This window comes from Luteitalea sp. TBR-22 (assembly GCF_016865485.1).
In the GTDB taxonomy this organism is placed as follows: Bacteria; Acidobacteriota; Vicinamibacteria; order Vicinamibacterales; family Vicinamibacteraceae; genus Luteitalea.
Genome location: NZ_AP024452.1, coordinates 5,632,197 through 5,657,712 on the forward strand (window position 1 = coordinate 5,632,197; position 25,516 = coordinate 5,657,712).

Below are 25,516 nucleotides of genomic sequence, written 5' to 3' on the forward strand. Positions count from 1 at the left end.
CGTGATCCGCACGCTTGCCGTCGCCGACTACCGCTCGCTGCGCGAACTGGTGCTGGGGCTGCAGCCGCTGACGCTGGTCACCGGGCCGAACGGCAGCGGCAAGTCGAACATCTACCGCGCGCTGCGCCTGCTCGCCGACGCGGCGCAGGGGCAGCTCGTGCCGGCGCTGGCGCGCGAGGGCGGACTGTCGTCGACGCTGTGGGCCGGCCCCGAGCAGCCGTCGCGGGCGGTGCGCGCCGGCGACCACCCGGTGCAGGGCACCACCCGCAAGCAGGTGGTGAGCCTGCGCCTCGGCTTCGCGGGCGAGACGTTCTCGTACGCGGTGGACCTCGGCCTGCCGTCGCCTCGCAAGACGGCGTTCTTCCGCGATCCCGAGATCAAACGCGAGGTGATCTGGACGGGTTCGACCTTCCGCCTCTCCTCGGTGCTCCTCGACAGGCGCGCCAACCTGGTGCTGGGTCGCACACCCGAGGGCGAACTCGACGCGCTGCTGCAGGACCTGGCGACCTTCGACACGATGCTGACCCACTGCGCCGATCCGCTGCGCGCGCCGGAGGCGTTGCTGATCCGCGAACAGATGCGCGGCTGGCGCTTCTACGACCACCTGCGCACCGATCGCGACGCGCCGGCCCGCCGCCCGCAGGTCGGCACGCACACGCCCGTGCTCGATGACGAAGGCGCGTCGCTGGCGGCGGCTTGGCAGACCATCGACGAGATCGGCGACGCCGAGGCGCTGCACGGCACCGTCGAGGATGCCTTCCCGGGCGCCCGCGTCGAAGTCGTCGAGGCGGAGGGCACGTTCGAGCTCACGCTCCGCCAGCATGGCCTGCTCCGCCCGCTGCGCGCCGCGGAGCTCTCCGACGGCACCTTGCGCTACCTGCTGCTCGCCGCCGCGCTGCTCACGCCGCGTCCGCCGGAACTGCTCGTGCTGAACGAGCCGGAGACGAGCCTGCACCCCGACCTGCTGCCGGCGCTCGCACGCCTCATCACCACCGCCTCACGCGCCACGCAGGTCATCGTCGTCTCGCACGCCCCGCGCCTCATCGACGCGCTCGCCTCGGAGCCCGACTGCCATGTCGTCGCCCTCGAGAAACGCCACGGCGAGACCGTCGTCGCCAACATCCCCTGGCAGGACCAGCCGGTGTGGAAGTGGCCGGGGCGCTGACGTGGCCTTGGGCCTTGGGGCTTGGGCCTTGGGCCTTGGGCCTTGGGCCTTGGAGCTTGCCATGAGCCATGAGCCCTGAGCCATGAGTCACGACCTCCGCTAGAATCCACCGGTGCCGAAGGCTTCCTCCCGTCCCCGCTGGATCCTGCCGCTCGTCCTCATCGCGCTCGTGCTCCCGTTGGCGATGTTCGTGCCGCGATGGCCGTACGACCCCGAGGTCGCCCGGTTCATCCAGCGGCTGCCGCTGCCGGTCGGCTTCGCGGCGTGGCTCACGTCGCTGGCCGCCAAGCCCGTCGTGTATGGCGTGCTCGGCACCGGGCTGCTCCTGGCCACGTGGCGCGGACGCCTGAAGGGCCTGGTGACCACGGCCGTGCTGATGCTGATCTGGTGGTACGGCGGCGAGCCGCTCAAGGAAGTCGTGCACCGCGCGCGGCCGACGGCGGAGTTCGTCGAGGTGGTCCGCCCGGCCTCGGGGTTCTCGTTCCCCTCGACGTTCGCCACCACCTGGTTCAGCGCCTGGATGCCGCTGGCCATCTACGCCTTCCGCACGCGCCAGCGCGACGCGGGACTCGCCATCTCGATCGTCGCGTGGCTGCTCGTGCTCCTCGGCGCCTGGGCCCGGATCCGCATGGGCGCGCACTGGCCCAGCGACCTGCTCATGACCATCGCGCTGGTCTGGTCGACGTTCGCCCTCATCGAACTCGTGGTCGACCGCCTCGACGGCTAGCGGGGCACCGTGCCCAGGGTAGGGCCGGGTCTCCGACCCGGCCGCTGGGCGCGCGGCGAGGTATCCGACAGCGGCGCGGTGGGACACCGCGCCCTACCTTTTCCGAACTCTCGGAGTCGACCATGACCACGTTCGGGCGTCGAGACTTCCTTGGCCGCGTCGCGGCCGCATCAGCCTTCACCATCGTCCCCCGCCGCGTGCTCGGCGGCCGGGGCCACATCGCACCGAGCGACATGGTGGTGCTCGCGCAGGTCGGGTGCGGCACCCAGGCCATGCGGCAGGTCAACACGAACCTGGTGCGTCGCCCCGACCTTCAGTTCGTCGCCGTCGTCGATCCCAATCGCAACAGCGACGACTACGTGGACTGGAGCCCCTTCGGCGTCCGTGCGGCCATCCGCAAGTTCCTCGACGACCCGACGTGGGGCGAGGGCGACCGTGCGACCCGCTGCGGACGCGAGGTCGCGAAGTCGGTGATGGAGACCTGGTACCGCAAGCAGGGCCGGCCCGCCGCCGGCATCCGCGCGTACGAGGACTTCCGCGAGATGCTCGAGCGCGAGACCGACATCCAGGGCATCGTCAACATCACGCCCGACCACCAGCATGGGCCGATCAACATCGCGGCGTTGCGCAGGAACAAGGCGGCCATCTCGCACAAGCCCGTCGCCGCGACGCTGCACGAAGTCCGGCGCACGCTCCTGGCGGCGCGCGAGAGCACCGCGCCCTCGCACCTGCTCGCCTACAGCAACCGGCCCGACCGACACACGCTCGCGGCGTGGATCGCGGCAGGCGCGATCGGCACCGTGCGCGAGGTACACAACTGGACGAACCGGCCGTTCTGGCCGCAGGGCATGCAGGAGTACCACGCGTCGGGTCCGCCCGTGCCAGACGGCTTCAACTGGACGCTGTGGCAGGGCCCGGAGCCGGATCGCCCATATCATCCGGCCTACACGTTCTCCGTATATCGCGGCTGGTACGCCTACGGCACCGGCTGCCTCGGCGACATGGGCCATTACAGCCTGTGGCAGCCGTACCGCATCCTCGGCCTCGGCGTGCCGGAGTGGGTCGAGGCGCGACCGAACAACGACGCCTGGGTCGATGGCACACGGGTCAGCAAGGGCGGCCACGTGTCGAAGGTGGCCTTCCCCAAGTCGAGCACCATCCGCTGGCGGCATCCGGCGACGACGACGCGCCCGGCGGTGGACACCTACTGGTACGACGGCGGCATGAAGCCGGCGACACCCGACGAACTGCTCGAGGACGGCGAGGACTTCGCCGACGAGGGGATGCTGATCGTCGGCGACGCGGGCAAGATCCTGTGCGACTTCCGGGCCAATGCCCCTCGGCTCCTCCCGAAGAAGCGCCAGCAGGCCTTCGCCGGGTCGGTCGTGGTGCCGGAGTTCGACGCGACGAGTCCTGACGATGAATGGGTGAACGCCATCAGGCAGGGGAAGTCCTCGAAAGGCAGCTTCGCGGCCGTGGCGCCACTGGCCGAAGCCGTCGCGCTGGCGGGCATCGCGCTGCGCGTGCCCTACAAGCGCCTGCTGTGGGATGCAGCGCAGACCCGATTCACCAACTCGGACGAGGCCAACGCGCTCATCCGCCGCGCCGCGTACCGGCCGGGGTGGGAGGCGATCATCGGTTAGCTGGGGTCCCGGCCGACCGAGTGGCCGCGACGAAAATCGCTTGACGCTGCTGGACGTCGGCGCGACAGTAGAGCTGCGTCAGGTCCTCTGGCGCATGTCGCGACGCGCCGCCTGACTTCCGCCTCTCCCGGTCGCCGCAGCGGGGGTTCCCATGTGTCGACGATGCGTCGTCCTGGGGCTGCTGGCTGTGCTTGGCTGCTCCACTCTCGTGTCCGGGCAGGCATACCTCATGTCGAGGGCCCCGGACCGGTCGCCGGCCAACCACGATTCCTACCAGCCGCGCGTGAGCGCCGATGGCCTGCGAATCGTGTTCACGTCGAAGGCCTCCAACCTCGTCGCCAACGACACCAACGGCAAGGAAGACATCTTCCTGTGGGACGGGCGTGCGAATCCGGCCGTCATCGTCAGGCTCAGCGTGTCCACCGGTGGCGCGCAAGCCAACGGGCCGTCGGAGAACCCGTCGATCTCGCCGGACGGCAACGTCGTGGCCTTCAACTCGACGGCCACCAACCTCGGTGCACCGGAGACCAGCGGGTGGTCCAACGTCTACGTCAGGCGCATCGCAGGTGCCCAGGCCACGTGGAGCACCACGTGGGTCAGCCGCACCTGGCCCGGGGCGACGCTGCGCGTGCCCAACTCGCATTGCGGCCGGCCGTCGATGTCCAACGTCGGCCTCGTCGCGTTCGAGTGCCTGGCCGGGAACATGGTGGCCAACGACACCAACGGATCCACCGATGTGTTCGTCGTCGGGCTCGATGGCACCGGCATCGAGCGGGTGAGCACGAGGCCGGGCAACGTCGAGGGGAAGAACGGCTACAGTCAGTACCCGTCGATCAGCGCCGACGGGAACCTGGTGGCCTTCGAGTCGTACTCGAACACGCTCGCGACAGGAGCGGCCGCCGGCGACGACAACAACTGCCCGGACGTCTTCGTGAAGAACCGGGCCACGGGTGACCTGCGCCGCCTGAACGCCTTCCACGACATCCAGCCGAAAGGCTCGAGCCTGCGCCCGTCGATCAGCGGCAATGGCCGGTTCGTCGTCTTCGAATCGCAGGCGTACAACATGTCGTCGGAGCCCACCCCGAAGACGTTCTGGGAGATCTACCGCTACGACCTGACGCTGTCCCTGCAGGACCCTGATGCGGTGGTGCTGGTCAGCACCGCCGAGTTCGGAGGCTACAGGGCCGCCATCAACCACACCGGCTCGAAGGTGGCCTATGAGATCGCGGACCAGATCTACCTCTGGGACGAAGGGTCCACCGACAACCACCTGAACCTGCAGGCCTCGGGGACGGTCACGGCCGAAGTGACCAACGGGCTCGCGATGCAGGCGGCGCTGGCGCCTGCGACGCCGGAGTTGGACGTCGTCGTCTTCTCGTCCAATGCGTCCAACCTCGACGACCCCACCAACGGCAGGTTGAACGTCTTCGGCCGCATGATCTCGAGATCCGTTCAGGACATGACGCCGACCACGGCGATCGCTACGCCGGCATCGCCGAGTCCGCCGACGCCTGGACGCCCGATCTACAGCAACGTCGAACTCGGGTTGGACGATCATGCCGATCAGTACTCGGAAGCGATGGTCACGATGTGCTTCCTGTACTCGATCGGCGTCTTGCCCGAGCCGCTCTCGGCGCCGCCCGCGCCGCCCACCGTGACCGTCGGAGGCGTGGCCGCCAAGGGCGTCTCGACGCCGAACGCGCACACCGTGCGATTTTCGGCCCCACTGCTGGCCGACGGCAGCAGCAACCTCGTCATCGTCAGGTTCGCCGACGGCGAGGTCATGAAGGTGCCGGTGCGCCTGAAGGCCATGGCCCTGGTCCCCGGCTCGTCGACCGACACCGACCACGACACGCTGCCCGACTGGTGGGAACTGACCTACGGGCTCGATCCCAACGACGCCACCGATGCGAGCACGGTCAACGGCAATGGCCTGACGCCCCTTCAGTCACTCGCGCAACAGCACCATCCCACGGCCACGGCGTACCGTCACCTGGCCGAAGGCGCGACGGGCAGCCTGTTCCAGACGAGGATCGCGCTCGCCAACCCGAACGTGCTGCCCGCCATGGCCTTGCTGCGTTACCTGAAGCCGGACGGGACGGTGCAGGCCCAACCCCTGTCGGTGCCAGCGATGGGACGCGCCACCGTGGACGTGGAGACCGTCGCGGGCATGGACACGGCGGAGTTCTCGACCTCGGTGGAGTCGGACCTCCCGCTCATCGTCGATCGCACGATGCGCTGGGGTGGCAGCCAGTCCTACGGCGCGCACACGGAGACCGCCCTGGCCGCACCGGCGCTCACGTGGTACCTGGCCGAGGGCGCCACGCACAACGCGTTCAATCTCTTCTACCTGCTGCAGAACCCCAATTCGGCCGAGTCGCAGGTGCGCGTCCGGTTCCTGCGACCGACAGGGGCACCGCTCGAGAAGACATACACGCTGCCCGCGAACTCCCGGACCAACATCTGGGTGGACCTGGAGACCTTCCCGGGCCTCGGCCAGGCGCTCGCCAACACGGACGTCTCGGCCGTGTTCGACGTGCTCAACGGCCGCCCGATCATCGTCGAGCGGGCGATGTACGCCGACGTGCCAGGACAGACGTTCGGGGCAGGCCACGAGAGCGCGGGTGTCACCGCGCCAGCGCTGGAGTGGTTCCTCGCCGAAGGGGCAACCGGACCCTACTTCGACCTGTTCGTCCTGGTGGCCAACCCCGGGGGCACGGCGGCGGCCATCGAGGCGACGTACCTCCTGCCGGACGGCCGCACGCTGGTGAAGCACTACAACGTCGCGGCGACCAGCCGCTTCAACATCTGGGTGGATTACGAGGATGCGGTCCTGGCCGACACGGCGGTGTCGACAACCATCCGGTCGACCAACGGGGTGCCGATCATCGTGGAACGGGCGATGTGGTGGCCGCAGGCTGCATGGTACGAGGCGCACAACTCGCCTGGCGCGACCACGACCGGCACGCGGTGGGCACTGGCGGAGGGCGAGGCGGGCGGCTCGCTCGGCGTGGAGACCTACATCCTGATCGCCAACACGTCGGATGTGCCGGCCACCGTCAGGGTGACGCTGCTCTTCGAGGACGGCACCAATGCCGAGCAGACCTACGCCGACCTCCCGGCCAGGAGCCGCTTCAACGTGCCCGTCGGTGGATTCTTTCCCGAGGCTGCCGGGCGACGGTTCGGCGCGATCGTCGAGAGCCTTGGCGCGACGCCGGCCCGGATCGTGGTCGAACGGGCGATGTACTGGGATGCACCGGGCCAGCCATGGGCCGCAGGCACGAATGCCCTGGCGACCAGGCTCCAGTAGCGTGAGCCGCCCGTCCGGCGGCGGATCGGCCGGGGTTGGGGGAGCTGATCGGGTGACAGCGGTAGGGCGGCGTGTCCCACGCCGCCGCTATCCGACGGCGGCGCGGTGGGACACCGCGCCCTACCTCGATGCAGCATTTGGAGCGACAATGAAGGGATGTCGAGGGCGACGGGTCCCGAGTCGGGCGACGCTGGGCGCAGTACCGCGCCGGTGGTCGAGCGCCAGTTCGTGGCCGACCGCGGCGACGAGCGCCTGCGCCTCGATCAGGCGGTGATGCGCCACCTGGCCGACGAGCCGGGCGTGTCGCGCACCCGCGTGCAGCGCTGGCTCGACGCCGGCCTCATCTCGGTGAACGGCCGCGAGGGCCGTCGCGCCTCGTCGTCCCTCCGGCAGGGCGACGAGGTGGTCGTCACGCTCCCCACGCCGCGCGTCCGCAGGGTGCACGCGCCAGAGGCGCTCGACGTCCCCGTGCTCTACGAGGACGAGTGGCTCGTCGTCGTCAACAAGCCTGCCGGCATGGTGGCGCATCCCACTGGACGGCTGCAGTCGGGCACGTTGTTCAACGCGCTGCTCCACAAGGCGCGCGACTGGGAAGACGCGACGGCGCGGCCCGGCCTCGTCCACCGGCTCGATCGCGACACATCCGGCGTGCTGCTGGTGGCCAAGTCGCGCAGCGTCCACGCGCGCGCCGCGCGCCTGCTCGCCACCGATCACGCCTCCAAGACCTACCTGGCCGTGGTGATCGGCAAGCCACCCGAGGACGCGACGATCACCTACCCGCTGGGGAAGATCGGCGAGCGGCCACCGCAGGTCGGCGTGGTGGACGAGGGCTGGCCGTCGATCACGTACGTGCAACGCCTGCGTTCGACGTGGCCGATGCCCGACGGCCTTGCGTTGCTCGAGTGCACGTTGGGCACCGGACGCCTGCACCAGATCCGCGCGCACCTGCTGGCCGCCGGCTGGCCGATCGCCGGCGACCCGATCTACCGCAGCGCCAAGGCCGAGGCGAAGCTTCCGCCGATGACGAAGGCGCAGGTCGATGCGCTCGACGGACAGGCGCTGCACGCGTGGCGGCTGGTGATGCCCCACCCGATGACGGGCGAGTTGCTCGACGTGACGGCACCGATCCCGGCGCGCCTGCAGGCGTTGGGCGTCAACCCCGGCGGCACCTGGGATGCCAGCGTCGCTCGACCTCGTCCGGCCACCACGCCGCACGCCTGAACCATGGCGGCCCGCGCCGCCGACCGCCCCTCGAGGTGCCATGAAACGTGCCGCGCCACTCATCGGACTTGCCGCAAGTCTGCTGCTGATGGCGGAGGGCCTGCCGTCGGCCGCCGGACCGCGCGTGATCACCCCGCCGGGCGTCACGGTGATCGGGCCGTACAGCCCCGGCATCCTCGCTGGCGACTTCCTCTACGTGTCCGGCCAGGGCGGACGCGATGCCGCCGGGCGCTTGCCTGACAGTTTCGAGGGCCAGGTCCGCCAGACGCTGCAGAACGTGAAGGCCGTGGTGGACGCCGCGGGACTGACGCTCGCGCACGTCGCGTACTGCCAGGTCTACCTGACCGACATGGCGCAGTACGACACGATGGACCGCGTGTGGCAGGAGTTCTTTCCGACGGCGCCTCCGGCGCGCGCCGTGCTCGGTGTGCATCGACTGCCGACCGACATCGGGGTCGAAATCAACGCCGTCGCCTTCCGCGACCTCGCGCGGCGGACGCCTATCGCGCCGCCCGGCCTTCGACCGCGGTCGTGGTCGCCAGCGGTGAGGGCCGGCAACCGGCTGTTCCTGTCGAGTGCCCTGGGCGCCGACGAGGTCACCGGCGTCGTCCCCACCGACCCAGACGCGCAGGTGCAGCTCGCGCTCGACAACATGCGGCGCGTCCTGTCTGCGGCCGGCCTCGATTTCCGCCATGTCGTGTTCGTGAACCCCTACCTCACGAGCACCGCCTCGCGGCGGATGAACGACATCTACGCGCGGCACTTCGCGTTCGGCAACACGCCGGCCCGCGCCACCATCAGCGTCACCAGCCTGCCGGGCGGCACGACGATCGCGTTCACCGGCGTGGCGATTGCGGATCTGTCATTGCGTCGCGCCTACCGACCGAAGAACATGAAGCCGAGCGCCACGGCCAGCCCCTGCGTGCTGGCCGACGACACGTACTATTGCTCCGCCAAGGGACCGTTCACGCCGGGTCCGGCAGCAGGACCGGGTACCCTGCAGGGCATCTGGGTCGGCAGCGTGGAGGCGCAGGTGCGGCAGACGATGCGGAACCTGCTCGACGGCCTCGAGGAGGCGGACTTCGCGCTCACCGACGTGGTGGCCACCAACGTGTACCTCGACGACATGCAGGACTTCGCGCGCATGAACCGGGTCTACGCGCAGTACTTCCCGACCGACCCGCCGGCCCGCACCACCGTGGCGCAGGTCGCGCCGATCGACCGCACCCCCCGCAACGAGGACACCTTCCCGGGCCTGGAGCAGATCTCCCTGATCGCCGTGAGGCAGAAACCATGACCGACTTCCGAGACGACGGCGTGACTCGCCGGGAACTGCTGCAGATGAGCCATGCCCTCGCCGTGCCGGCGCTCGTCGCAGGCGCGGCCACGCACGCCGCGGGCGCGACGGCGGCCGGTCCCCTGAAGCCGGGTCCCGACATCTACCAGTCGATCGGCGTCGAGCCGGTGATCAACTGCCGCGGGACGTTCACGATCATCGGCGGGTCGATCGAGCGTCCCGAAGTGCGGGCGGCGATGGACGCGGCCAGCCGGCACTTCGTGCAGATCGACGAGCTCGCCATGGCCGTCGGCCAGCGGTTCGCCGAGCTGACCGGCGCCGAATGGGGCATGGTGTCGGCGGGCTGCGCCGCCGGGCTCAAGCACGTCACCGCGGCATGCGTGACGGGCGGCAACCCGGAGCGTCTCGTCCGCATCCCGAATCTTGCCGGCTTCGACAAGACCGAGGTGGTGAGCCCGCGCTACTCACGCAACGTCTACGACGCGGCCATCCGCAACATCGGCGTGACGATGATCACGGTGGACACGGCGGAGGAGTTCGAGCGGGCGCTCGGTCCGCGCACCGCGATGATCTACCTCAACGCCGGCGAGGGCTCGACCTCCGGGCCGCTGTCGCTGGAGAACGTGGCGCGCATGGCGCGGCCGCGCAACATCCCCATCCTGATCGACGCCGCCGCCGAGATCCTCACCGTCCCCAACGTGCACCTCCAGCAGGGCGCCACCGTCGTCGCCTACAGCGGCGGCAAGGCGCTGTGCGGGCCGCAGTGCGCAGGGCTGCTGCTCGGTCGCAAGGACCTGCTGCTCTCGGCGTGGCAGGCCAGCGCGCCGCACCACGGTCCGGGCCGCGACAACAAGGTCGGGCGCGAGGAGACGCTCGGCATGCTGGCCGCGGTCGAGGCGTGGGTGACGCGCGACCACGACGCGGACTGGAAGACCTGGCTCTCGTGGCTCGACACGATCAGCGCGCGCGTTTCGACCGTGACTGGGGTGAAGACGTCGGTGCAGTTGCCGACAGGGCTCTCCAACCGCAGCCCGGCGCTCACGATCTCGTGGGATCCGTCCGCCCTGCACATCACCGGCGAGGATGTCGCCGAGTTGCTGGCGAGCACGAAGCCGCGCATCGCGGTGGGCGCCGGCGGCCGGGGCCGCCAGGCCGATGCCGACGCCACCTCGATTTCGGTGACCGCGTGGATGATGCAGCCGGGCGACGCGCGGATCGTCGCCGACCGCATCCATGCCGTGCTCACGGCCAAGCGCGAGCCGCGATCGACGGCCATGCCGGCGCCGTCGACGAGCGTTGCCGGACGGTGGGACGTCGACATCGCGTTCTCGAGCAGCACCGGCCGGCATACGCTGTCGCTCGAGCAGGATGGCAACTGGCTGCGGGGCACGCACCAGGGCGAGTTCTCGACCCGCGACGTCGTGGGCACCATCGAGGGCGCGAACGTGACGCTGCGGAGCGTCGAGCGGACCCTCGGCAGTGCGGTCACCTTCACGTTCTCGGGTACGGTGTCGGGCGACGCCCTTGCCGGCTCGATCCACATGGGCGAGTACCTCACGGCGACGTTCACCGCGAAGAAGCACGCCTACACGCAGCCGCGCACGCGCGTCGTGGTCCCGAAGGGCCCGCCGCTGGCGACGTAGGCCGGGTTCCGGGCACCGGGCACCGGGTTCCGGGCACCGGAAAGGCGGGCGCCGGGAAGGCCGGGTGTAGGCGTCGCCCTTGGGCGACGCTCCGGACGACCCGATCCTCCCCTGACGTGCCCCTGACCGTCGCGCAAGCGCGCCAGCTACGTCCGGCGAGGCGTCAGCCCAGGTGGATCCTCGGGCGCCACTGCGGGTCGGGCTCGATCTGCCGCAGCACCTCGCGCGTGACCGGGGCGGTGTCGCCCTCGCCGAACGCCATGAACTTCAGCAGGTAGGCGATCGGGTTGCCCTCGGTCCAGCCGAAGTAGGCGTGGGGCACGCGACCGGTCGCGTCGCGCACGTGCAGCAGCAGCGCCGCGATCGCGTTGGGCACCGCCGGGCTCTTGCAGCGCAGCACGCGATACGGCCCGATCTGCACGCCGGTCACCTCGAGCACGTCGTCGACGAACTCGGACGCGTCGCCCGGCTGCACCTCGAGGAACAGCACGTTGTTGAGGCTCTCGATGTGGTGGCTGCTGCGCGCCTCGCGCCACTTGGCCGCGTACTCGGCCTCCACACCCTTGTCTGGCCGGTTGGCGATCACGCGCACGGTCGGCGCGGTCAGGGAGGCCAGCCAGGCGCCGGCCGCCTCGTCGAACTTGACGTGCTTGATGCGCAGCTCGGTGGAGCGAAGCACGCGCGAGAGCAGCGACGTGCCGATGATCGACGCGATGAAGAAGCTGGCGATCTTGATGCCGTCGGGCCGCTCGATGACGTTGACGACCGTCGTGTAGGCGAAGACCAGGGTGATCGCGCCGAAGGCCCACGCCAGGCCGCCGGTGCGGCGCGCGTGGATGGTCGTGGCCAGCGCGGCGGAGGTCATCAGCACGAGGACGCCCGTGGCATAGGCCCCACCCTGCGCCTCGACGTCGGCCTGGAAGATCAGGGTCACCGCGCAGGTCACGGCCAGGATGATCAGCACCAGCGGCCGCGTGGCGCGCACCCAGTCGGGCGCCATGCCGTAGCGCGGCAGGTACTTCGGGATGAGCGTCAGCAGGCCGGCCATCGCCGACGCGCCGGCGAACCACAGGATCGCGATCGTCAGGATGTCGTAGGCCGTGCCGAACACGTGGCCGAGGTCGCGGTGGGCAAGGTAGGCGAGCGCGCGCCCACGGGCCTCGCCCCCTTCCTCGAATGCCGATGCCGGGATGTTGAGCGTCGTGGCGAGGCTGCTGGCCAGGAGCAGGACGCTCATGATCAGGGCAGCGCTCGTGAGCAGGCGCCCGGTGCCACGGATGCGCCCCGTCGGCTGCGCCTCGGTCTCGCCGGGGTCGCCCTGCACCAGCGGCATCACCGCGACGCCGGTCTCGAACCCCGACAGGCCGAGCGCCAGCTTCGGGAAGAGGAACAAGGCAACGGCCACCATCATCACGGGATTGCCGTGAGCGGCCAGCAGGGCCGTACGCCAGTTCGAGAAGTATTCGGGGTGGTGGAGGATCGCCCACAACTCGACGAGCAGCACGACGACGTTGACGGCGAGGTAGCCGAGCACGATCACCACGGCCAGGCCGATCGCCTCGCGGAAGCCCTTCAGGAACACGGCGCCGAGCATCACCAGCAACAGCAGCGTGAGCCACACGGGGTGGTCGAGCCAGTGGGGGGCGAACGGGTTGTGGATGATGTGCTCGGTCGCGTCGGCGGCAGACAGCGTGATGGTGATCACGAAGTCGGTCGCCGCAAAGCCCAGCAGGATGAGGACCAGGGCCTTGCCCCGCCAGCGCGGGAGCAGTTGCTCGAGCAGCGCGACGCTGCCCTGCCCGTGGGGGCTCAGGGCGGCGATGCGGCGGTACACCGGCAGCGCCCCGAGGAGCGTGAGCGCGATGAGGACCAGCGTCGCCAGCGGCGACAGCACGCCGGCGGCCAGGAAGGCGATGCCGGGCTGGTAGCCGAGGGTCGAGAAGTAGTCGACCCCGGTCAGGCACATCACCTTCCACCAGGAGGCGGTGTGGATCGGGGCGTGGCCGGCAGCGGCGTCCGGTTCGAGGTCCGCGAGGAGCCAGTCCCGGAGAGGTGTCGTGGTCACGGGGTTCGAGGCACGCCCGAAGAGGAACCGCGGGCGTGCGGCAAACGTCAACACTACGCCGCTTGTCGGTGCCCGGCAAGCTACAATCGGCGCAATCGGCGTCGCACGCGCCCGGCCCGCCTCGGGCAGGGTCGGGGGCGGGATGCGACGCGGAGGAGGCTCCACCCATGTCCGTCAGTGCGTCTGCCCCCGTGATCCCGGTCACCCGGACCTCGTCGCCCCGTCCCCGCCCGGCGGAGGACGCCCTCGGCTTCGGCAAGCACTTCGCCGACCACATGCTGGTGGTCGATTACGTCGAGGGACAGGGCTGGATCGCCCCGCGCATCGTGCCCTATGGCCCCCTGTCGCTCGATCCCGCAGCGTCGGTGCTGCACTACGGGCAGGCGATGTTCGAGGGCCTGAAGGCGTACCGGCAGGCCGACGGGCGAATCGCGCTGTTCCGCCCCGACCGTAATGCGCACCGCATGGCCACCGGGGCCGGGCGGCTGTCGATTCCGGCCATCGACGAGCAGTTGTTCGTCCAGGGCATCGCGCAGCTCGTCAACGTGGATGCCGACTGGGTGCCGTCGGCGCCCGGCACGGCGCTGTACATCCGGCCGACGATCATCGCGACCGAGCCGTTCCTGGGCGTGCGCGCCTCGAAGACCTACACGTTCTTCGTGATCACGGGGCCGGTGGGCGCCTACTACGCCGGCGGCCTCAAGCCGGTGCGCATCTGGGTCGAGAAGGAGCGCGTGCGCGCGGTCAAGGGCGGCATCGGTGCGGCCAAGGCGGCGGCCAACTACGTGGCCAGCCTCCAGGTGGCCGAGGAGGCCCGCGCGCGCGGCTGCGACCAGGTGCTCTGGCTCGACGCCATCGGGCACCAGTACGTCGAGGAGGTCGGGACGATGAACCTGTGCCTGGTGATCGACGGCACGCTGGTCACCCCGCCGCTCGGGGGCAGCATCCTTCCCGGCATCACGCGCGAGACGGTGCTGACGATCGCCCGCGACTGGGGCATGCCCGTCGAGGAACGGCTCGTGTCGATCGGCGAGGTGCGCGAGGCACACGCGAAGGGTTCGCTGCAGGAAGTGTTCGGCGTCGGCACGGCTGCCGTGGTGTCGGTGGTCGGCACCCTGGCCAGCGAGGATGGCGACATGGTGATCAACGGCGGCGACCCGGGGCCGATTGCCAATCGCCTCTACGACGCGATCACGCGCATCCAGTACGGCCTCGATCCGGACCCACGCGGCTGGCGGGTGGTCATCTGATGCGCCTGCCGATCTATCAGGTCGACGCGTTCACGGGGGAGGTGTTCCGCGGCAACCCGGCCGCGGTGGTGCCGCTCGAGACCTGGATCGCCGATGCCACGATGCAGGGCATCGCCGCCGAGAACAACCTGGCCGAGACGGCCTTCTTCGTGCCGACCGGCCCCGCGCACTACCACCTGCGCTGGTTCACGCCGGAGGTCGAGGTCGACCTCTGCGGCCACGCGACGCTGGCCGCGGCAGCCGTCCTGTACGAGCACCTCGGGCAGGATGCGCCAGCCGTGACGTTCGACACGCGAAGCGGCCCGCTGGTGGTCGCTCGCGAGGGCGGCGCGTACACGATGGACTTCCCCGCCCGCCGGCCGCGCCCGCTGCCCCGCGACCGGCAGGTCGCGGTGGCGCTCGGCGGTGAGCCCAACGAGCTGTGGCTCGCCCGCGACTGCATGGCTGTATTCGAGACCGAGGCCGAGGTGCGGGCGCTGGTGCCCGACATGGCCAAGGTCAAGGCGCTGGGCGTCTTCGCGATGATCGCCACCGCGCCGGCCGACCCGGCGTTGTCGCCGGGCGCCGACTTCGTGTCGCGGTTCTTCGCCCCGGCGGCAGGCGTCGCCGAGGACCCGGTGACCGGCTCGGCCCACTGCACCCTGGTGCCCTACTGGGCTGATCGCCTCGCGAAGACCACGCTGGAGGCGCGGCAGGTCTCCAGGCGGGGCGGCGCACTCCGCTGCACGATCGACGGTGACCGCGTGCGGATGACCGGCCAGACGGTCTGCTATCTCGAAGGCACGATCACCGTCTAGCCCCGGGCCCTACCTGCCCTGTCCGACAGCCTGCTAGCATTTCCGGATGCTCGACGGTACCCAGGCTCCGCAGGTGAAGGGTCGCGCCACGGTCGGTTGGCTCCTGCCCCTGCTCCTGACCCTCTTTTTCCTGTCCGGGTTCTGCGCCCTCATCTACCAGACCCTCTGGCTCCGGCTGCTGGCGCTGGTGTTCGGCGTCACCGTCTACGCCGCCAGCACCGTGCTCGCGAGCTTCATGAGCGGCCTGGCCATCGGCAGCCTGATCGCCGGCTACGTGGCGGAGCGCACCAAGCACCCGCTGCGCCTCTTCGGCATCGCCGAGCTCCTCGTCGGCATCACCGCCCTGCTCACGCCGTGGGCCCTCGACGCCGTCACGCGGCTGTACATGGGGTGGTACCCGTCGCTGGCCGGCAATCTCGGCCAGCTCACGCTGGTTCGCTTCCTCCTCTCGTTCGCGGTGCTGCTGCTGCCGACGGTCCTGATGGGGTCGACACTGCCGCTGGTGTTGAAGTCCGCGCTGGGCGGCAGCCGCGACGTCGGCCAACGCATCGGCCTGCTCTATGGCATCAACACCACCGGCGCCATCGCCGGCGCGCTGCTGGCCGGCTTCGTGCTCATTCCGGGCATCGGCCTGCAGGCCGCGTTCAGGCTGGCGGCGTCGCTCAACGCGCTCATCGGCATCGCCGCCATCGTCGCCAGCACGAGGACCGACAGTGCTCACTGGAGTCGGGAATCGGGAATCGGCAATCGGACGTCGCCGGCCACGCCTGACGCCGTCGCCCCACCCCAGTCCGTAGCCGTCGGCCTGGGCCGACGGTCAGCCAACGCCGACACCGCGGCCGAATCCAGCGCCGCCCAGGGTCGACGCCTACGTGATGGTGACGTCGAGGCCTCCACCTTCACGCGCGTCGCGGTGCTGCTCGTGTTCGGGCTCTCGGGCGCCGTGTCGCTCGCGCTCGAGGTGCTCTGGTTCCGCGTCCTCGTGATCTTCCTGCGCCCGACCACGTACTCCTTCACGCTGATGCTGGGCACGGTGCTCTCGGGCATCGCGATCGGCAGCTACCTCGCCTCGCCGATCCTCAAGCGCGGCCGCAATCTCCTGGCGTGGCTGGCCGGGCTCGAGCTCGGGATCGCGGTGCTCGCCCTGTCGTCGTTCCAGGGCCTCGGGATCACCGTGTACTCGATGGGCTGGCTGCGGCGCACGCTCACCGACTCGCCCGTCGTGGCCTACCTGTCGCCGCTGCTGGTGGCCAGCCTGCTCGCCATCCTCCCGACGGCACTGCTGCTCGGCATGGCCTTCCCGATCGGCCTGCGCGTGTGGGCGGGGACGGCAACCGACGATGGACGCGCCGCCAAGCTGGCGGGCATCTTCTACTCGATCAACGTGTGCGGGGCGATCGTCGGGGCCGCCGGGGCGGGCTTCGTGCTGATTCCCACGCTGGGCAGCACCGGCACGCTGCTCACCCTGGCCAGCGTGACCCTCGCGGGCGCATTGTTGCTCGTCATGTCGCTGTGGAAGACGCAGCGGCGCGCCGCCCTGACGATGACCGTCGTCGCCCTGGGCATCTTCGGCACCCTCGCCGCGCTGCAGGTCGACCCGTTCGAGGTGGCGCTCGTGAACTTCCACCGCAACGAGCGCCGCATCTGGCGCGAGGAGGGCGTGCAGACCAGCGTCGCCATCCACGAGCGACGCACCGGCCCGCGCCCGCAGGACCGCATGCGGATCATGTACCTCGACGGCATGCACCAGTCCAACGACATGCGGTCGACGATCTTCGGCCACAGCCGCATCGGCTTCCTGCCGACCGCGCTGCACCCGAACCCGACGCGGGCGCTCGTGGTGGGCCTCGGCGCGGGGACCACGCCCGGCGCCATCGCGATGTTCCCCAACGTGCAGGTCGACGTCGTCGAGCTCTCGGGCACCGTCGTCAAGGGCGCCAGGTTCTTCCGCATGGCGAACCGCGACGTGCTCACGAAGCCCAACGTGCACCTGCGCGTCGACGACGGCCGCAACTTCCTGCTCCTGAGTCCGCCCAGGCAGTACGACATCATCACCGCCGACGTGATCCTCCCCCGCCACGCCGGGGCGGCCAACGTCTACTCGGTGCAGTACTTCGAGCTGGTCAAGCGGGCGCTCAAGGACGATGGGATCGCGCTGCAGTGGAACGGCGGCGACACGGCGACCGAGTACGCGCTGATCCTGCGGACGTTCCGGCAGGTGTTCCCCGAGATGACGCTGTGGGGCGACGGCAGCCTGATGATCGGCATGAAGGGGCGGCTGAAGGTCGACCTCGACGCCTACCGCCGCAAGCTGGCCGATCCCGTGCTGCGGAAGGTGCTCGAGGGGTTCAACCTCGACGCCGAGGAGAAGCTGCTCAAGCAGTTCGTCGGCTCGCCGGAGGACGCGCGCGCGCTGGTCGGCGACGGCCCGGTCACCACCGACGACCACCCGCTGGTGGAGTACTTCCTGTCGCGGCCGCAGGGCGAGAAGCCGATGGACCTGAGCAACGTGTACGGCGACGTGCGGCCGTTCATCAAGTCGGCGGCACCAGTGACCTTCGTGCCGCCGGGACGAGCCAGGTGACAAGGGACACGTACGCGAGTCACAAGGGCGTTCGAGGGACCAGGGACCAGGAAGAGCCAGGCGACAAGGGACGAGAAGTTCCGTGAACGGCGCGGCATCCACCTCGGGGCGTGCAGGCCACTGGGCGACTCTGATGGTTCGGGCCTCCTTGTCCCTTGTCCCTGCCGTTCCTCGCCCCTTGTCCCTTGCCTCCCTTGTGACTTGCGTACTGGTCCCTTGTCCCTCGGCTAGAATCGCCCCGTGCCCGTCACGCTCGGCCTCACCCGCCTGCTCGCCTCCGGACGCCTCGACGGCCTCCGCGTCGGGCTCGTCGCCAACCCGTCGTCGGTCGACACCCGCTTCGTGCATGCGGTCGACCAGGTCGATCAGGCCGCCGGGGTGACGCTCGGGGCGATCTTCGGGCCCCAGCACGGGTTCCACTCGAACCTGCAGGACAACATGATCGAGACGCCGCACGCCGAGGATCCGGCGCGGCGCGTGCCGGTCTACTCGCTGTACAGCGAGACGCGCGAGCCGACCGAGGCGATGCTCGAGGGCCTCGACGCCCTGGTGATCGACCTGCAGGACGTCGGCACGCGTGTCTACACGTTCATCTACACCATGGCCAACTGCCTGAAGGCGGCCGCCCGCAGGGGCCTGCCGGTCTTCGTGTGCGACCGGCCCAACCCGATCGGCGGGCGGGTGGTCGAGGGCCCGATGCTGATCCCGGGCTACGAGTCGTTCGTCGGGCTCTATCCCATCGCGCTGCGGCACGGCCTGACGATTGCGGAGCTCGCGCGCCTCTTCAACGAGCAGTTCGGCATCGGTGCGCAGCTCGAGGCCGTGACCATGCAGGGCTGGGATCGTGGCCAGTGGTGGGACGCGACGGGCGTGCCCTGGGTCATGCCCTCGCCGAACATGCCGACGCTCGAGACCGCCATCGTGTATCCGGGCATGGTGCTGTTCGAGGGGACGCTGCTCTCCGAAGGGCGTGGCACGACGCGCCCGTTCGAACTGGTCGGCCATCCTGGCGTGGACGCCGAGCGGCTGGCCGCGCGCCTCAACGCGCACGGCCTGCCCGGCGTGCACTTCCGGCCCGCGTACTTCGAGCCGACCTTCCAGAAGCACGCGCGCGTGACCTGCGGCGGCTGCCAGTTGCACGTCACCGATCGCGACAGGTTCCGATCGGTGGACGCGGCCATCGCGCTGCTGTGCGAGTTCCGCGACGCGCTCCCCGGCCGGCAGCTCCCGTGGCGTCCGCCGCCCTACGAGTACGAGTACGAGAAGATGCCGATCGACATCCTCGCGGGGTCGGACGTGCTCCGCACCGCGGTGGATGCCGGCGCCACGCCCATGGAGGTCAGCGTGGCGTGCCGACTCGACGCCAGCTCGTTCAACGCGCTGCGATCGAGCTGCCTGATGTACTGACACAGGACGGCCTTCGGCCTTCGGCCCCGGGCCTTCACATCCCGCCGCGACGTCGTTGGCCGGCCTGCCGGCATTCGGCATCACGGCATCGCAGCATCGACCGTTTCCTTCGCCAAGGAGTTGCCATGCATCGTCGTACCGCCCTGCTGTCCACCCTCGCCCTCGCCGCCGTCATGACCGTGCCGGCGCGCGCCCAACAGGCCGAGGCCGGCTTCACCCCGCTGTTCGACGGCAAGACCCTGAACGGCTGGACGCTCATCGGCGGCCACGGCGACGGCTACATGGTCAAGGACGGGATGATCGTCTGCGCCAAGGGGGGCGGCGGCAAGCTGCTCACCGACAAGGAATACAGCGACTTCGTGCTGCGTTTCGAGTTCCGCCTGCCGCCCGAAGGATCCAACAACGGCCTCGGCATTCGCGCCCCGAAGGAAGGCGACGCTGCGTACCAGGGCATCGAGCTGCAGATCCTCGACGAGAAGGCCGCGCTCGCCGAGAAGTGGGGCAAGCTCAAGGACTCGCAGTTCCACGGCAGCGTGTACGACGTGATCGCCGCGAAGAAGGGCGCACAGAAGCCCGGCGGGGAGTGGAACGTGCAGGAGGTGACGGCCAGGGGCAAGCGCATCACCGTCGTGCTCAACGGCCAGACGATCCTCGACGCCGACCTCGCGACGGTCACCGACCCGGCCGTGCTCAAGAAGCACCCGGGCCTGCTGCGCACCAGCGGCCACATCGGCTTCCTTGGCCACAACGATTACGTCGAGTTCCGCAACATCCGTATCAAGGAACTGAAGTAGGCGAGAGGCGCGCACCTTGCCCTGAGCGAAGTCGAAGGGCGCGCCCTACCTCTGTGCTGGCCTGGCGCCCGCCTCCTCGATGCCGAGGAAGGCCGCCAGGCCGCCGTGCAGCGCATCGGCGCCCCACACCCCGCGGTACACCTCGATCAGTTGCTCGCGCGCCACCACCCGCATCGCCACGCGGTTGGCCAGCTCCTCGGTCTGCAGGTAGGGGTGGTGGGTGTAGATCCAGACGTGCCCGAGCTCGTGCGCGAGCGCCGCCTCGAGTTGGGCCCCGCCAAGGCCTTCCACGAAGTCACGCTGGACCGTCAGGGAGAAGGTGCGCCCGTCGGCTGCATCCCGGCGGATCGAGACCAGCCGCGGGTCGCGCTCGACAATCGACACCGTCACCGCGGCACTGATGCCCAGCCGCTCGCGCAGATCGTCCACCACCCGCTGCAGCGTGTCCTCGCGCGTACCCGCCCCGGCGGTCACGCCAGCGCAGAGCCCCAGGCACAGCAGCACCGCACGGACGAGGAAATTCCTTCCACCGGACCAGCAATTCTTACGCGACGCCACGTCCTGCCCGCGGCACCCGCCACGGTCGCGCTCATCGCGCAAGCAGTTGATGACCAGTGACTTGCGCCAATCCGCACGAACGGGCATGGGCCTTGCCTTCAGAAGTGGCAGGTACCGGGCGGAACCGGACCTGACACGGAAACGATGGACGCCCCGCTCGGGCGTCCACGGATGCGCGACATACACGGAGGCAACATCATGAAGAAGCTCACCAGCACCTTCGCCACGCTCGTCGTCGTGACCGCCCTCGGGGCCCCGGCATTCGCCCAGGCGCCCACCACGACCACACCGCTGCCGGCGCCGCAGCAACCGACGACGCAGCAGGAGCCGACGACCGAGCAGCCGAAGCCGTCGATCGGCGTGACGCCGCTCGAGGACGACGCCAAGGCCGAGGCCAAGACCCTGACGGGGCGGCTCGTGCGCGTCGACAGCGACGGCATGGCCATCTTCATCAAGGGCGCAGACGACAAGGAACAGCGCTTCCGCTACACCGACGCCACCAAGGTCGTCGGCGCGCAGGAACAGGTGTCGGGCCTGGCGACCAAGGCCGGCTCGCTCGTGACCGTGCACTACACCGAGGGGGCGGGCGACGTGCTGATCGCCACCAAGGTGCAGTTCGACCAGAAGAAGTAACGTCACCGTACGGTGACGCATGAGGTACACGGCGCAGTCGCACCTGCGCCAGGGACGGGCTCTGCCTCGCACGAGGCGGAGCCCGTTCCGCATTATGCGGATGGCTCCACGAAGGACACAAGCACAGCAGGGACTTACCTCGCCTGCTCGACGCAACGCGGCTGCGGCGTGGTCCCCCACAGGCCACGCGCGGCAGAGCGCGCCTCCGCCTCGGCGCGAAGCAGCAGAGGGTCGCGGCTGTACTTGCGATACACGCACGCGAGTCCGGCGCGCACCAGCGACACGCTCAGGTCGGCGCCCTCCCTCGTCACGCGCGCCACCAGGCGCCCGTAGCGGTCGACGTCGGTTCCGCGAACGCGAACGGTGCGCCCGAACGACTCGGCCCGTGTGAACCGCGTCGCTGCCGACGAAAAGGGCTCGCCGCGCTCCGGCGTGTCGATGCCATCGAGCCGGATGCGGATCGTCGCGTGCCCACCGGCCCGGCGCACGTCGATCGTGTCGCCATCGACGACCTTCGCCACCAGCGCGTCGAACGTCTCGCCGGGCACCTGCGCCATCGACGGCGACGGGCACACCAGTGCCGCCACCACGAGGCACCGCAGCGCCGTCTTCACTGGTCCTGCGCGTCGCGGGCGATCTGCCTCACCGGGTCGGGCAGCAGCCGGGTCGCGAACTTCCAGCACGTGCCGCACTCGGGGCAATCGTAGAAGTGGATGGGCATCTGCGGCATCGACACGGCCTGCGTCCGGAACGCGCCCGAGCCGACCTCGGTGTGCACATGCACGAGCGGCTCGCCGCAGTCGGGACAGTCGTGGGAAGGGATGGGAGTCAATACGGAAAGTACCTCGCCACGTACGTCGCCGGGGTGAGGCCACCGGCGGCGCGCATGAGGTGATCGACGATGCCCGGCTGGAGCCTGCCGAGGTCGTCGAGGGCCAGTTGCGCAGCGGCATCATCCGCGGCCGCCAGCGCGTCGTCCATGCGCACGAGCGCGTGCGCCACCTGTGACGCGTGGGGATGGGTCGATCGACGGTCCTGGGCCACGGCGGCCTCGCGCGCCAGCATGCCGCGGAGCGCTGCGGCGGCCGGCGCCGCCGGGTCGGTGGCGCGCAGCCAGGCGCGCGCTGCGGCCCATCGCACGTGCTGGGGACCGGCGGCATCACCGGCCAGTCCGGCCAGCACGGCGCGCGCGGGCTCACGGTCGGGCACGCCCAGGGCCAGCGCGGCGCGCGAGCGCGCGAGGTCGATGTAGGCCTGGCCCTGGAAGCCGAACGGCCCGAGCGGCAGGATCGAGGCGAGCATCGCGTCGGCCCGCGCGAACGCGTCGTGGTCACCGGTGGCGCCTGCCAACCGGAACCACTCGGCGAGCGGAAACGAGATGTCGCGGTAGAGCAGCGCCTCGTAGTACGTGCGCGCGAGGGCCTCCTGCCGTCGGAGTGCCTCGATCGGCCGCCCCGTGACCGCGAGCAGGCGGGCGCGGGCGCCCTCGACGCGCCAGGCCATCGGGTGACCCTCGTGCAGGTCCGGCTGCGCGAAGCGATCCAGCAGCGGCACGAGCGTGTCGGGGGCCGGCGTGCCGCTGTCGGCCGACTGCTGGACGAGGTGCGCGAGCAGATGGAGCCGCAGGTGCGCGGGCCGGGCCGCCAGCTGCGCGGGTGAGGGCACCGGCAACGAGCCGGCGTTGAACTCGTGGCGCTCGGCGATGCCGAGTGCGAACGCCAACTGGAAACGCTGATCGGCGGTGAGGTCGGGCCACTGCGCGAGGGCGCGCGAGGCCGCCGCGGCGATGGGCGACCAGTCGACGAGCTCGCCGCGCCCTTCCAGCGCGAAGCGGAAGAACCACTCGCACAGGCTGCGTCGGCGCTCTCCGTCGAGGCCTTCCTGCAGCAACAGGCCGGCCAGGCGATCTCCGAAGACGTGCTCGAGTGCCTGCGACGTGCCATGCACGCCGATCACCTCGAGAGGTCCCGCATGGCGCTCGGCGTCGCTGACCTGGGACGCCGCCACCAGCACCCGGGTGACGCTCGGCAGGAGCGCGCGTATCGTGGCGAGCTTCACATCGAGCCCGTCCACCTCTTCGACGCGCCCGTCGGCCGCCACGGCGGCGCTGGCCACGAGGTCCCCCGGCAGCGACACGCGGAACACGAGCGACGCCTGCAGGAGGAACAGCGCGAGGCCGAAGGAAGGGCCGGACACCACGTCGCACGGCGGCGCCTGCCCGGGCTCGGTGAGGTGCGCGCCGACAGGCAGGAGGTGCAGCGCGCCGGCGTGCGCGGCGTTCACCGACTGCCACAACAATGGCACCGAGCGCGGCAGCGCGAGCGACGCGGCGTCCCACGACTGGCGAGTGGTGGTGCCGACCTCCGGCCCTCGCCGTAACGCGGCGCCGGTGTGCAGGATCCACGCAAAGCCGCAGGTGCGCTCGACGCTCAGGCCGGCGATGGTGCCGATCGCCGCCGCGGGAGGCGACGGCAGTCCCGTGATGTCGCGAGCGAGGGCCGCGGCCGGCGACGCGGCATCGGTCGGCCAGCACCAGGGGCCGATCCCGAGCACGGGGCGCAGCCGCGCGCGAGCCGCGCGGTCCGCGCGCCCGCGAACGAGTTCAGGCAGCAAGGGCCCACCACGCGCCGGGGTCCTTCAGCCCGGCGCGCCTGAGGCGCTCGTCCTGCAGGCCCGATCCATGCGGGATGGCGAGGCCGAGCAGGAAGCCGGCGCGATCGACCTCGACGAGCGCCAGCCTGAGATCGTCGGCAGCGCTGGCAGCATCGAGCAGCACGAGCACGGCCTCGAGGTCGTCGCGCCGGTGTGCCAACGCCCTCACCTCGTCGTCCCAGCCGGGCGCCGACGCGTGGACGTCGTCCTCGACGTCCTCGATGTCCAGGCAGAGCGACGCGCACTCGGCGACGGCCTGGCGCGAGAGGGCAGCGCGGTCGTCGGCCGACAACGAGGCGGCCCAGCGACGCGGCGCGACGACGCTCGCGTCGGCACGGCCGGCGCGGACGTCAGCCAGCCAGGCGCGGGCCTCGGTTGCATCGGCAGGCGTGGCAAGACGGGCCAGCATGCCGGCGGCGACGACGTGCGTCCACGGGTCGCCCGACGTGGCCAGCGGCGCGACCTGCTCGGCGAGCCAGCCGTCCCGGCACGCCCCGGCCCACGTCTCCACCGAGGGCATGGACTGCAGTGGCGACAGGCAGGCCTCGGGTGGCGTCACGCCGTGCACGGACACGCCGTCGTTGGTCAGGCGCAGCAGGACGGCGTCGGCGCCAGCCCGCACGATCACCGCTGCGGCACGCGCCAGGTCGACGTAGGCGGTACCCGCGTCCTCCTCGGGCACGTATTGCACCTCGTCGCGGGCGACGCCTGCCGGCACATGGACGTGCAGGTCGAGGTCGGCCGGCGCGGACAGGCGGATCACGCCGAGGGCGGGCGAGGAGATGGCGGCATCGAGGCGGCCAAGGGTGCCGTGCCTGACGTCGGCGAAGGGCACGTCGACGAAACCGGTCGCCGCCAGGGCCGAGAAGGCCAGCGCGGCGACGTCGCCCTTCCCGAGCGCCTGACTCTGCGTGGAGGTGGCCCACTGCAGGTGCGTGCCCTCGTCGGCGAGGGTCAGTCCGGGCAGGCCGAGGAGGGCGAGGGCGTCGTGCGGGGTCGTCGTGGTCGTCATCGCTGTTCACGCTGGGCCGCGCGGGCGGCCTCCTTGGCGCTGGACGCGCGGCGATGCAGGAAACTGACACAGCCGCGCAACCGGTCGGCTTCCTCGGCCGTGAGCCTGCCGGCGGCCGCCTCGGCGGCGATGAAGTCCGCCAGCCGGACGCGGGCCCGCTGGTGACGCTTGTGGACGGTCGCCTCGGCGGCCGCGCCGGTGCGGCCGGTGGCCTCGAGCACCACGTCGTCGATCGTCGTGGTCTTGTAGGCGAGCGCCCGCATCTGGGTGACGGCGACGACGAAATCGCGCCGCGCCTGCGGCTGCTTGAAGGTCTCCGCGCAGGCGGGCACCACCTGCTCGACGAAGCGCTGCTCGATGGCGAGGGCCTCGCGCATGAGGTCCGGCTGGGTGAGCGCCTCTTCTGCGCTCAGCGCGAGGTCGACAAGCGCGATCGGGTGATCGCCGTCGTCGATGGTGTCCTCGGCCAGCGAACGCCGTGCGCGCCAGAGCTGGACGGCCATGTGGTAGAAGGAGCGGCGCAGGAATCCGCGTACGCGCGCGTCGGAATCGCACTCGAGGGCGCCCGAGGTGCGCGAGCCGCCGTAGAGCATGTTCATGGCCGTCTCGGCGAAGGCGTCCTCCCGGATGCCGTCGTCGAACGTGAACCTGCGTGAGAGCCGCTCGAGTTCCTCGTACACCACCTCGAAGGCGGCCGCCGCCGTGGGGTTGCCGTCGGTGTCCGGAGAGAGCGCGCGGAACGCCTCGAGCAGGGTCAT

Annotated in this window: 20 protein-coding genes; 13 read left to right on the forward strand and 7 right to left on the reverse strand. The window is 70.6% G+C overall.

Features of this window, described 5'->3' with window-relative positions:
- Window position 1: 1 nt before the first annotated feature.
- The 7 genes from TBR22_RS23195 to TBR22_RS23225 all read left to right on the forward strand — a co-directional run bounded on the left by TBR22_RS23195 (window position 2) and on the right by TBR22_RS23225 (window position 11,006).
- Entirely contained in the window at window positions 2-1,165 is a 1,164-nt protein-coding gene (locus TBR22_RS23195) for an AAA family ATPase (RefSeq protein WP_239490216.1), read from the forward strand.
- 112 nt (window positions 1,166-1,277) lie between these two features.
- Window positions 1,278-1,892: a phosphatase PAP2 family protein gene (locus TBR22_RS23200; RefSeq protein WP_239490217.1), complete on the forward strand. Its 615-nt coding sequence runs from the start codon at window positions 1,278-1,280 to the stop codon at window positions 1,890-1,892.
- Window positions 1,893-2,014: 122 nt separating this feature from the next.
- Window positions 2,015-3,535, forward strand: coding sequence for a Gfo/Idh/MocA family oxidoreductase (locus TBR22_RS23205; protein WP_239490218.1), 1,521 nt, complete (start codon window positions 2,015-2,017; stop codon window positions 3,533-3,535).
- Window positions 3,536-3,764: 229 nt separating this feature from the next.
- A complete protein-coding gene (locus tag TBR22_RS23210) occupies window positions 3,765-6,845 on the forward strand; it encodes a hypothetical protein (protein WP_239490219.1) in 3,081 nt (1,026 codons plus the stop codon).
- 156 nt (window positions 6,846-7,001) lie between these two features.
- Window positions 7,002-8,066: an RluA family pseudouridine synthase gene (locus TBR22_RS23215; RefSeq protein WP_239490220.1), complete on the forward strand. Its 1,065-nt coding sequence runs from the start codon at window positions 7,002-7,004 to the stop codon at window positions 8,064-8,066.
- Between the two features lie 40 nt (window positions 8,067-8,106).
- Window positions 8,107-9,363, forward strand: a complete 1,257-nt coding sequence (locus TBR22_RS23220) for a RidA family protein (protein WP_239490221.1) — start codon at window positions 8,107-8,109, stop codon at window positions 9,361-9,363.
- A complete protein-coding gene (locus tag TBR22_RS23225; protein WP_239490222.1) occupies window positions 9,360-11,006 on the forward strand; it encodes an aminotransferase class V-fold PLP-dependent enzyme in 1,647 nt (548 codons plus the stop codon). Before TBR22_RS23220 ends, TBR22_RS23225 begins: the two co-directional genes overlap by 4 nt.
- A 163-nt stretch (window positions 11,007-11,169) precedes the next feature.
- On the opposite strand, the gene TBR22_RS23230 is transcribed toward TBR22_RS23225, so the two are convergent.
- Window positions 11,170-13,071 carry a hypothetical protein gene (locus tag TBR22_RS23230; RefSeq protein WP_239490223.1) on the reverse strand — a complete coding sequence of 634 codons (1,902 nt, stop codon included), beginning with the start codon at window positions 13,069-13,071 and terminating at the stop codon, window positions 11,170-11,172.
- A 167-nt stretch (window positions 13,072-13,238) separates the two neighbouring features.
- Between TBR22_RS23230 and TBR22_RS23235 the strand changes: the two genes are divergently transcribed.
- The 5 genes from TBR22_RS23235 to TBR22_RS23255 all read left to right on the forward strand — a co-directional run bounded on the left by TBR22_RS23235 (window position 13,239) and on the right by TBR22_RS23255 (window position 19,903).
- On the forward strand, window positions 13,239-14,321 hold the full coding sequence (locus TBR22_RS23235; protein ID WP_239490224.1) for a branched-chain amino acid aminotransferase: 1,083 nt from the start codon (window positions 13,239-13,241) through the stop codon (window positions 14,319-14,321).
- Window positions 14,321-15,118 (forward strand): PhzF family phenazine biosynthesis protein, encoded by a 798-nt coding sequence (locus TBR22_RS23240; protein ID WP_239490225.1) that lies wholly within the window; start codon window positions 14,321-14,323, stop codon window positions 15,116-15,118. The genes TBR22_RS23235 and TBR22_RS23240 overlap by 1 nt, the downstream gene beginning before the upstream one ends.
- 46 nt (window positions 15,119-15,164) lie before the next feature.
- Window positions 15,165-17,702 (forward strand): fused MFS/spermidine synthase, encoded by a 2,538-nt coding sequence (locus tag TBR22_RS23245; RefSeq protein WP_239490226.1) that lies wholly within the window; start codon window positions 15,165-15,167, stop codon window positions 17,700-17,702.
- A 240-nt stretch (window positions 17,703-17,942) separates the two neighbouring features.
- Entirely contained in the window at window positions 17,943-19,109 is a 1,167-nt protein-coding gene (locus TBR22_RS23250; protein WP_239490227.1) for an exo-beta-N-acetylmuramidase NamZ domain-containing protein, read from the forward strand.
- A gap of 125 nt (window positions 19,110-19,234) precedes the next feature.
- Window positions 19,235-19,903, forward strand: a complete 669-nt coding sequence (locus tag TBR22_RS23255) for a DUF1080 domain-containing protein (RefSeq protein ID WP_239490228.1) — start codon at window positions 19,235-19,237, stop codon at window positions 19,901-19,903.
- A gap of 45 nt (window positions 19,904-19,948) precedes the next feature.
- On the opposite strand, the gene TBR22_RS23260 is transcribed toward TBR22_RS23255, so the two are convergent.
- Window positions 19,949-20,407 carry a hypothetical protein gene (locus TBR22_RS23260; protein WP_239490229.1) on the reverse strand — a complete coding sequence of 153 codons (459 nt, stop codon included), beginning with the start codon at window positions 20,405-20,407 and terminating at the stop codon, window positions 19,949-19,951.
- A gap of 252 nt (window positions 20,408-20,659) precedes the next feature.
- Here TBR22_RS23260 and TBR22_RS23265 point away from each other — a divergent pair, with 252 nt between their 5' ends.
- The gene (locus tag TBR22_RS23265; protein ID WP_239490230.1) at window positions 20,660-21,094 is read left to right on the forward strand and encodes a hypothetical protein; all 435 of its coding nucleotides are present in this window, start codon (window positions 20,660-20,662) and stop codon (window positions 21,092-21,094) included.
- 134 nt (window positions 21,095-21,228) lie between these two features.
- Here the strand turns inward: TBR22_RS23265 and TBR22_RS23270 are convergent, their stop codons facing one another.
- The 5 genes from TBR22_RS23270 to TBR22_RS23290 are packed head-to-tail and all read right to left on the reverse strand — an operon-like array spanning window position 21,229 to window position 25,516.
- Window positions 21,229-21,708: a thermonuclease family protein gene (locus TBR22_RS23270; protein ID WP_239490231.1), complete on the reverse strand. Its 480-nt coding sequence runs from the start codon at window positions 21,706-21,708 to the stop codon at window positions 21,229-21,231.
- On the reverse strand, window positions 21,705-21,878 hold the full coding sequence (locus TBR22_RS23275; protein WP_239490232.1) for a hypothetical protein: 174 nt from the start codon (window positions 21,876-21,878) through the stop codon (window positions 21,705-21,707). Before TBR22_RS23275 ends, TBR22_RS23270 begins: the two co-directional genes overlap by 4 nt.
- A 44-nt stretch (window positions 21,879-21,922) precedes the next feature.
- Window positions 21,923-23,707, reverse strand: a complete 1,785-nt coding sequence (locus TBR22_RS23280; RefSeq protein WP_239490233.1) for a hypothetical protein — start codon at window positions 23,705-23,707, stop codon at window positions 21,923-21,925.
- Window positions 23,697-24,758, reverse strand: a complete 1,062-nt coding sequence (locus TBR22_RS23285) for a hypothetical protein (RefSeq protein WP_239490234.1) — start codon at window positions 24,756-24,758, stop codon at window positions 23,697-23,699. Before TBR22_RS23285 ends, TBR22_RS23280 begins: the two co-directional genes overlap by 11 nt.
- A complete protein-coding gene (locus tag TBR22_RS23290) occupies window positions 24,755-25,516 on the reverse strand; it encodes a hypothetical protein (RefSeq protein WP_239490235.1) in 762 nt (253 codons plus the stop codon). The genes TBR22_RS23285 and TBR22_RS23290 overlap by 4 nt, the downstream gene beginning before the upstream one ends.

Excerpts from the sequence above, each read along its gene's own strand:
- TBR22_RS23205 (WP_239490218.1), top strand. The coding sequence starts at position 2,015 with ATGACCACGTTCGGGCGTCGAGACTTCCTTGGCCGCGTCGCGGCCGCA.
- TBR22_RS23210 (WP_239490219.1), top strand. The coding sequence starts at position 3,765 with ATGTCGAGGGCCCCGGACCGGTCGCCGGCCAACCACGATTCCTACCAG.
- TBR22_RS23215 (WP_239490220.1), top strand. The coding sequence starts at position 7,002 with ATGTCGAGGGCGACGGGTCCCGAGTCGGGCGACGCTGGGCGCAGTACC.
- TBR22_RS23220 (WP_239490221.1), top strand. The coding sequence starts at position 8,107 with ATGAAACGTGCCGCGCCACTCATCGGACTTGCCGCAAGTCTGCTGCTG.
- TBR22_RS23225 (WP_239490222.1), top strand. The coding sequence starts at position 9,360 with ATGACCGACTTCCGAGACGACGGCGTGACTCGCCGGGAACTGCTGCAG.
- TBR22_RS23235 (WP_239490224.1), top strand. The coding sequence starts at position 13,239 with ATGTCCGTCAGTGCGTCTGCCCCCGTGATCCCGGTCACCCGGACCTCG.
- TBR22_RS23240 (WP_239490225.1), top strand. The coding sequence starts at position 14,321 with ATGCGCCTGCCGATCTATCAGGTCGACGCGTTCACGGGGGAGGTGTTC.
- TBR22_RS23245 (WP_239490226.1), top strand. The coding sequence starts at position 15,165 with ATGCTCGACGGTACCCAGGCTCCGCAGGTGAAGGGTCGCGCCACGGTC.
- TBR22_RS23255 (WP_239490228.1), top strand. The coding sequence starts at position 19,235 with ATGCATCGTCGTACCGCCCTGCTGTCCACCCTCGCCCTCGCCGCCGTC.
- TBR22_RS23265 (WP_239490230.1), top strand. The coding sequence starts at position 20,660 with ATGAAGAAGCTCACCAGCACCTTCGCCACGCTCGTCGTCGTGACCGCC.
- TBR22_RS23285 (WP_239490234.1), bottom strand. The coding sequence starts at position 24,758 with ATGACGACCACGACGACCCCGCACGACGCCCTCGCCCTCCTCGGCCTG.
- TBR22_RS23290 (WP_239490235.1), bottom strand. The coding sequence starts at position 25,516 with ATGACCCTGCTCGAGGCGTTCCGCGCGCTCTCTCCGGACACCGACGGC.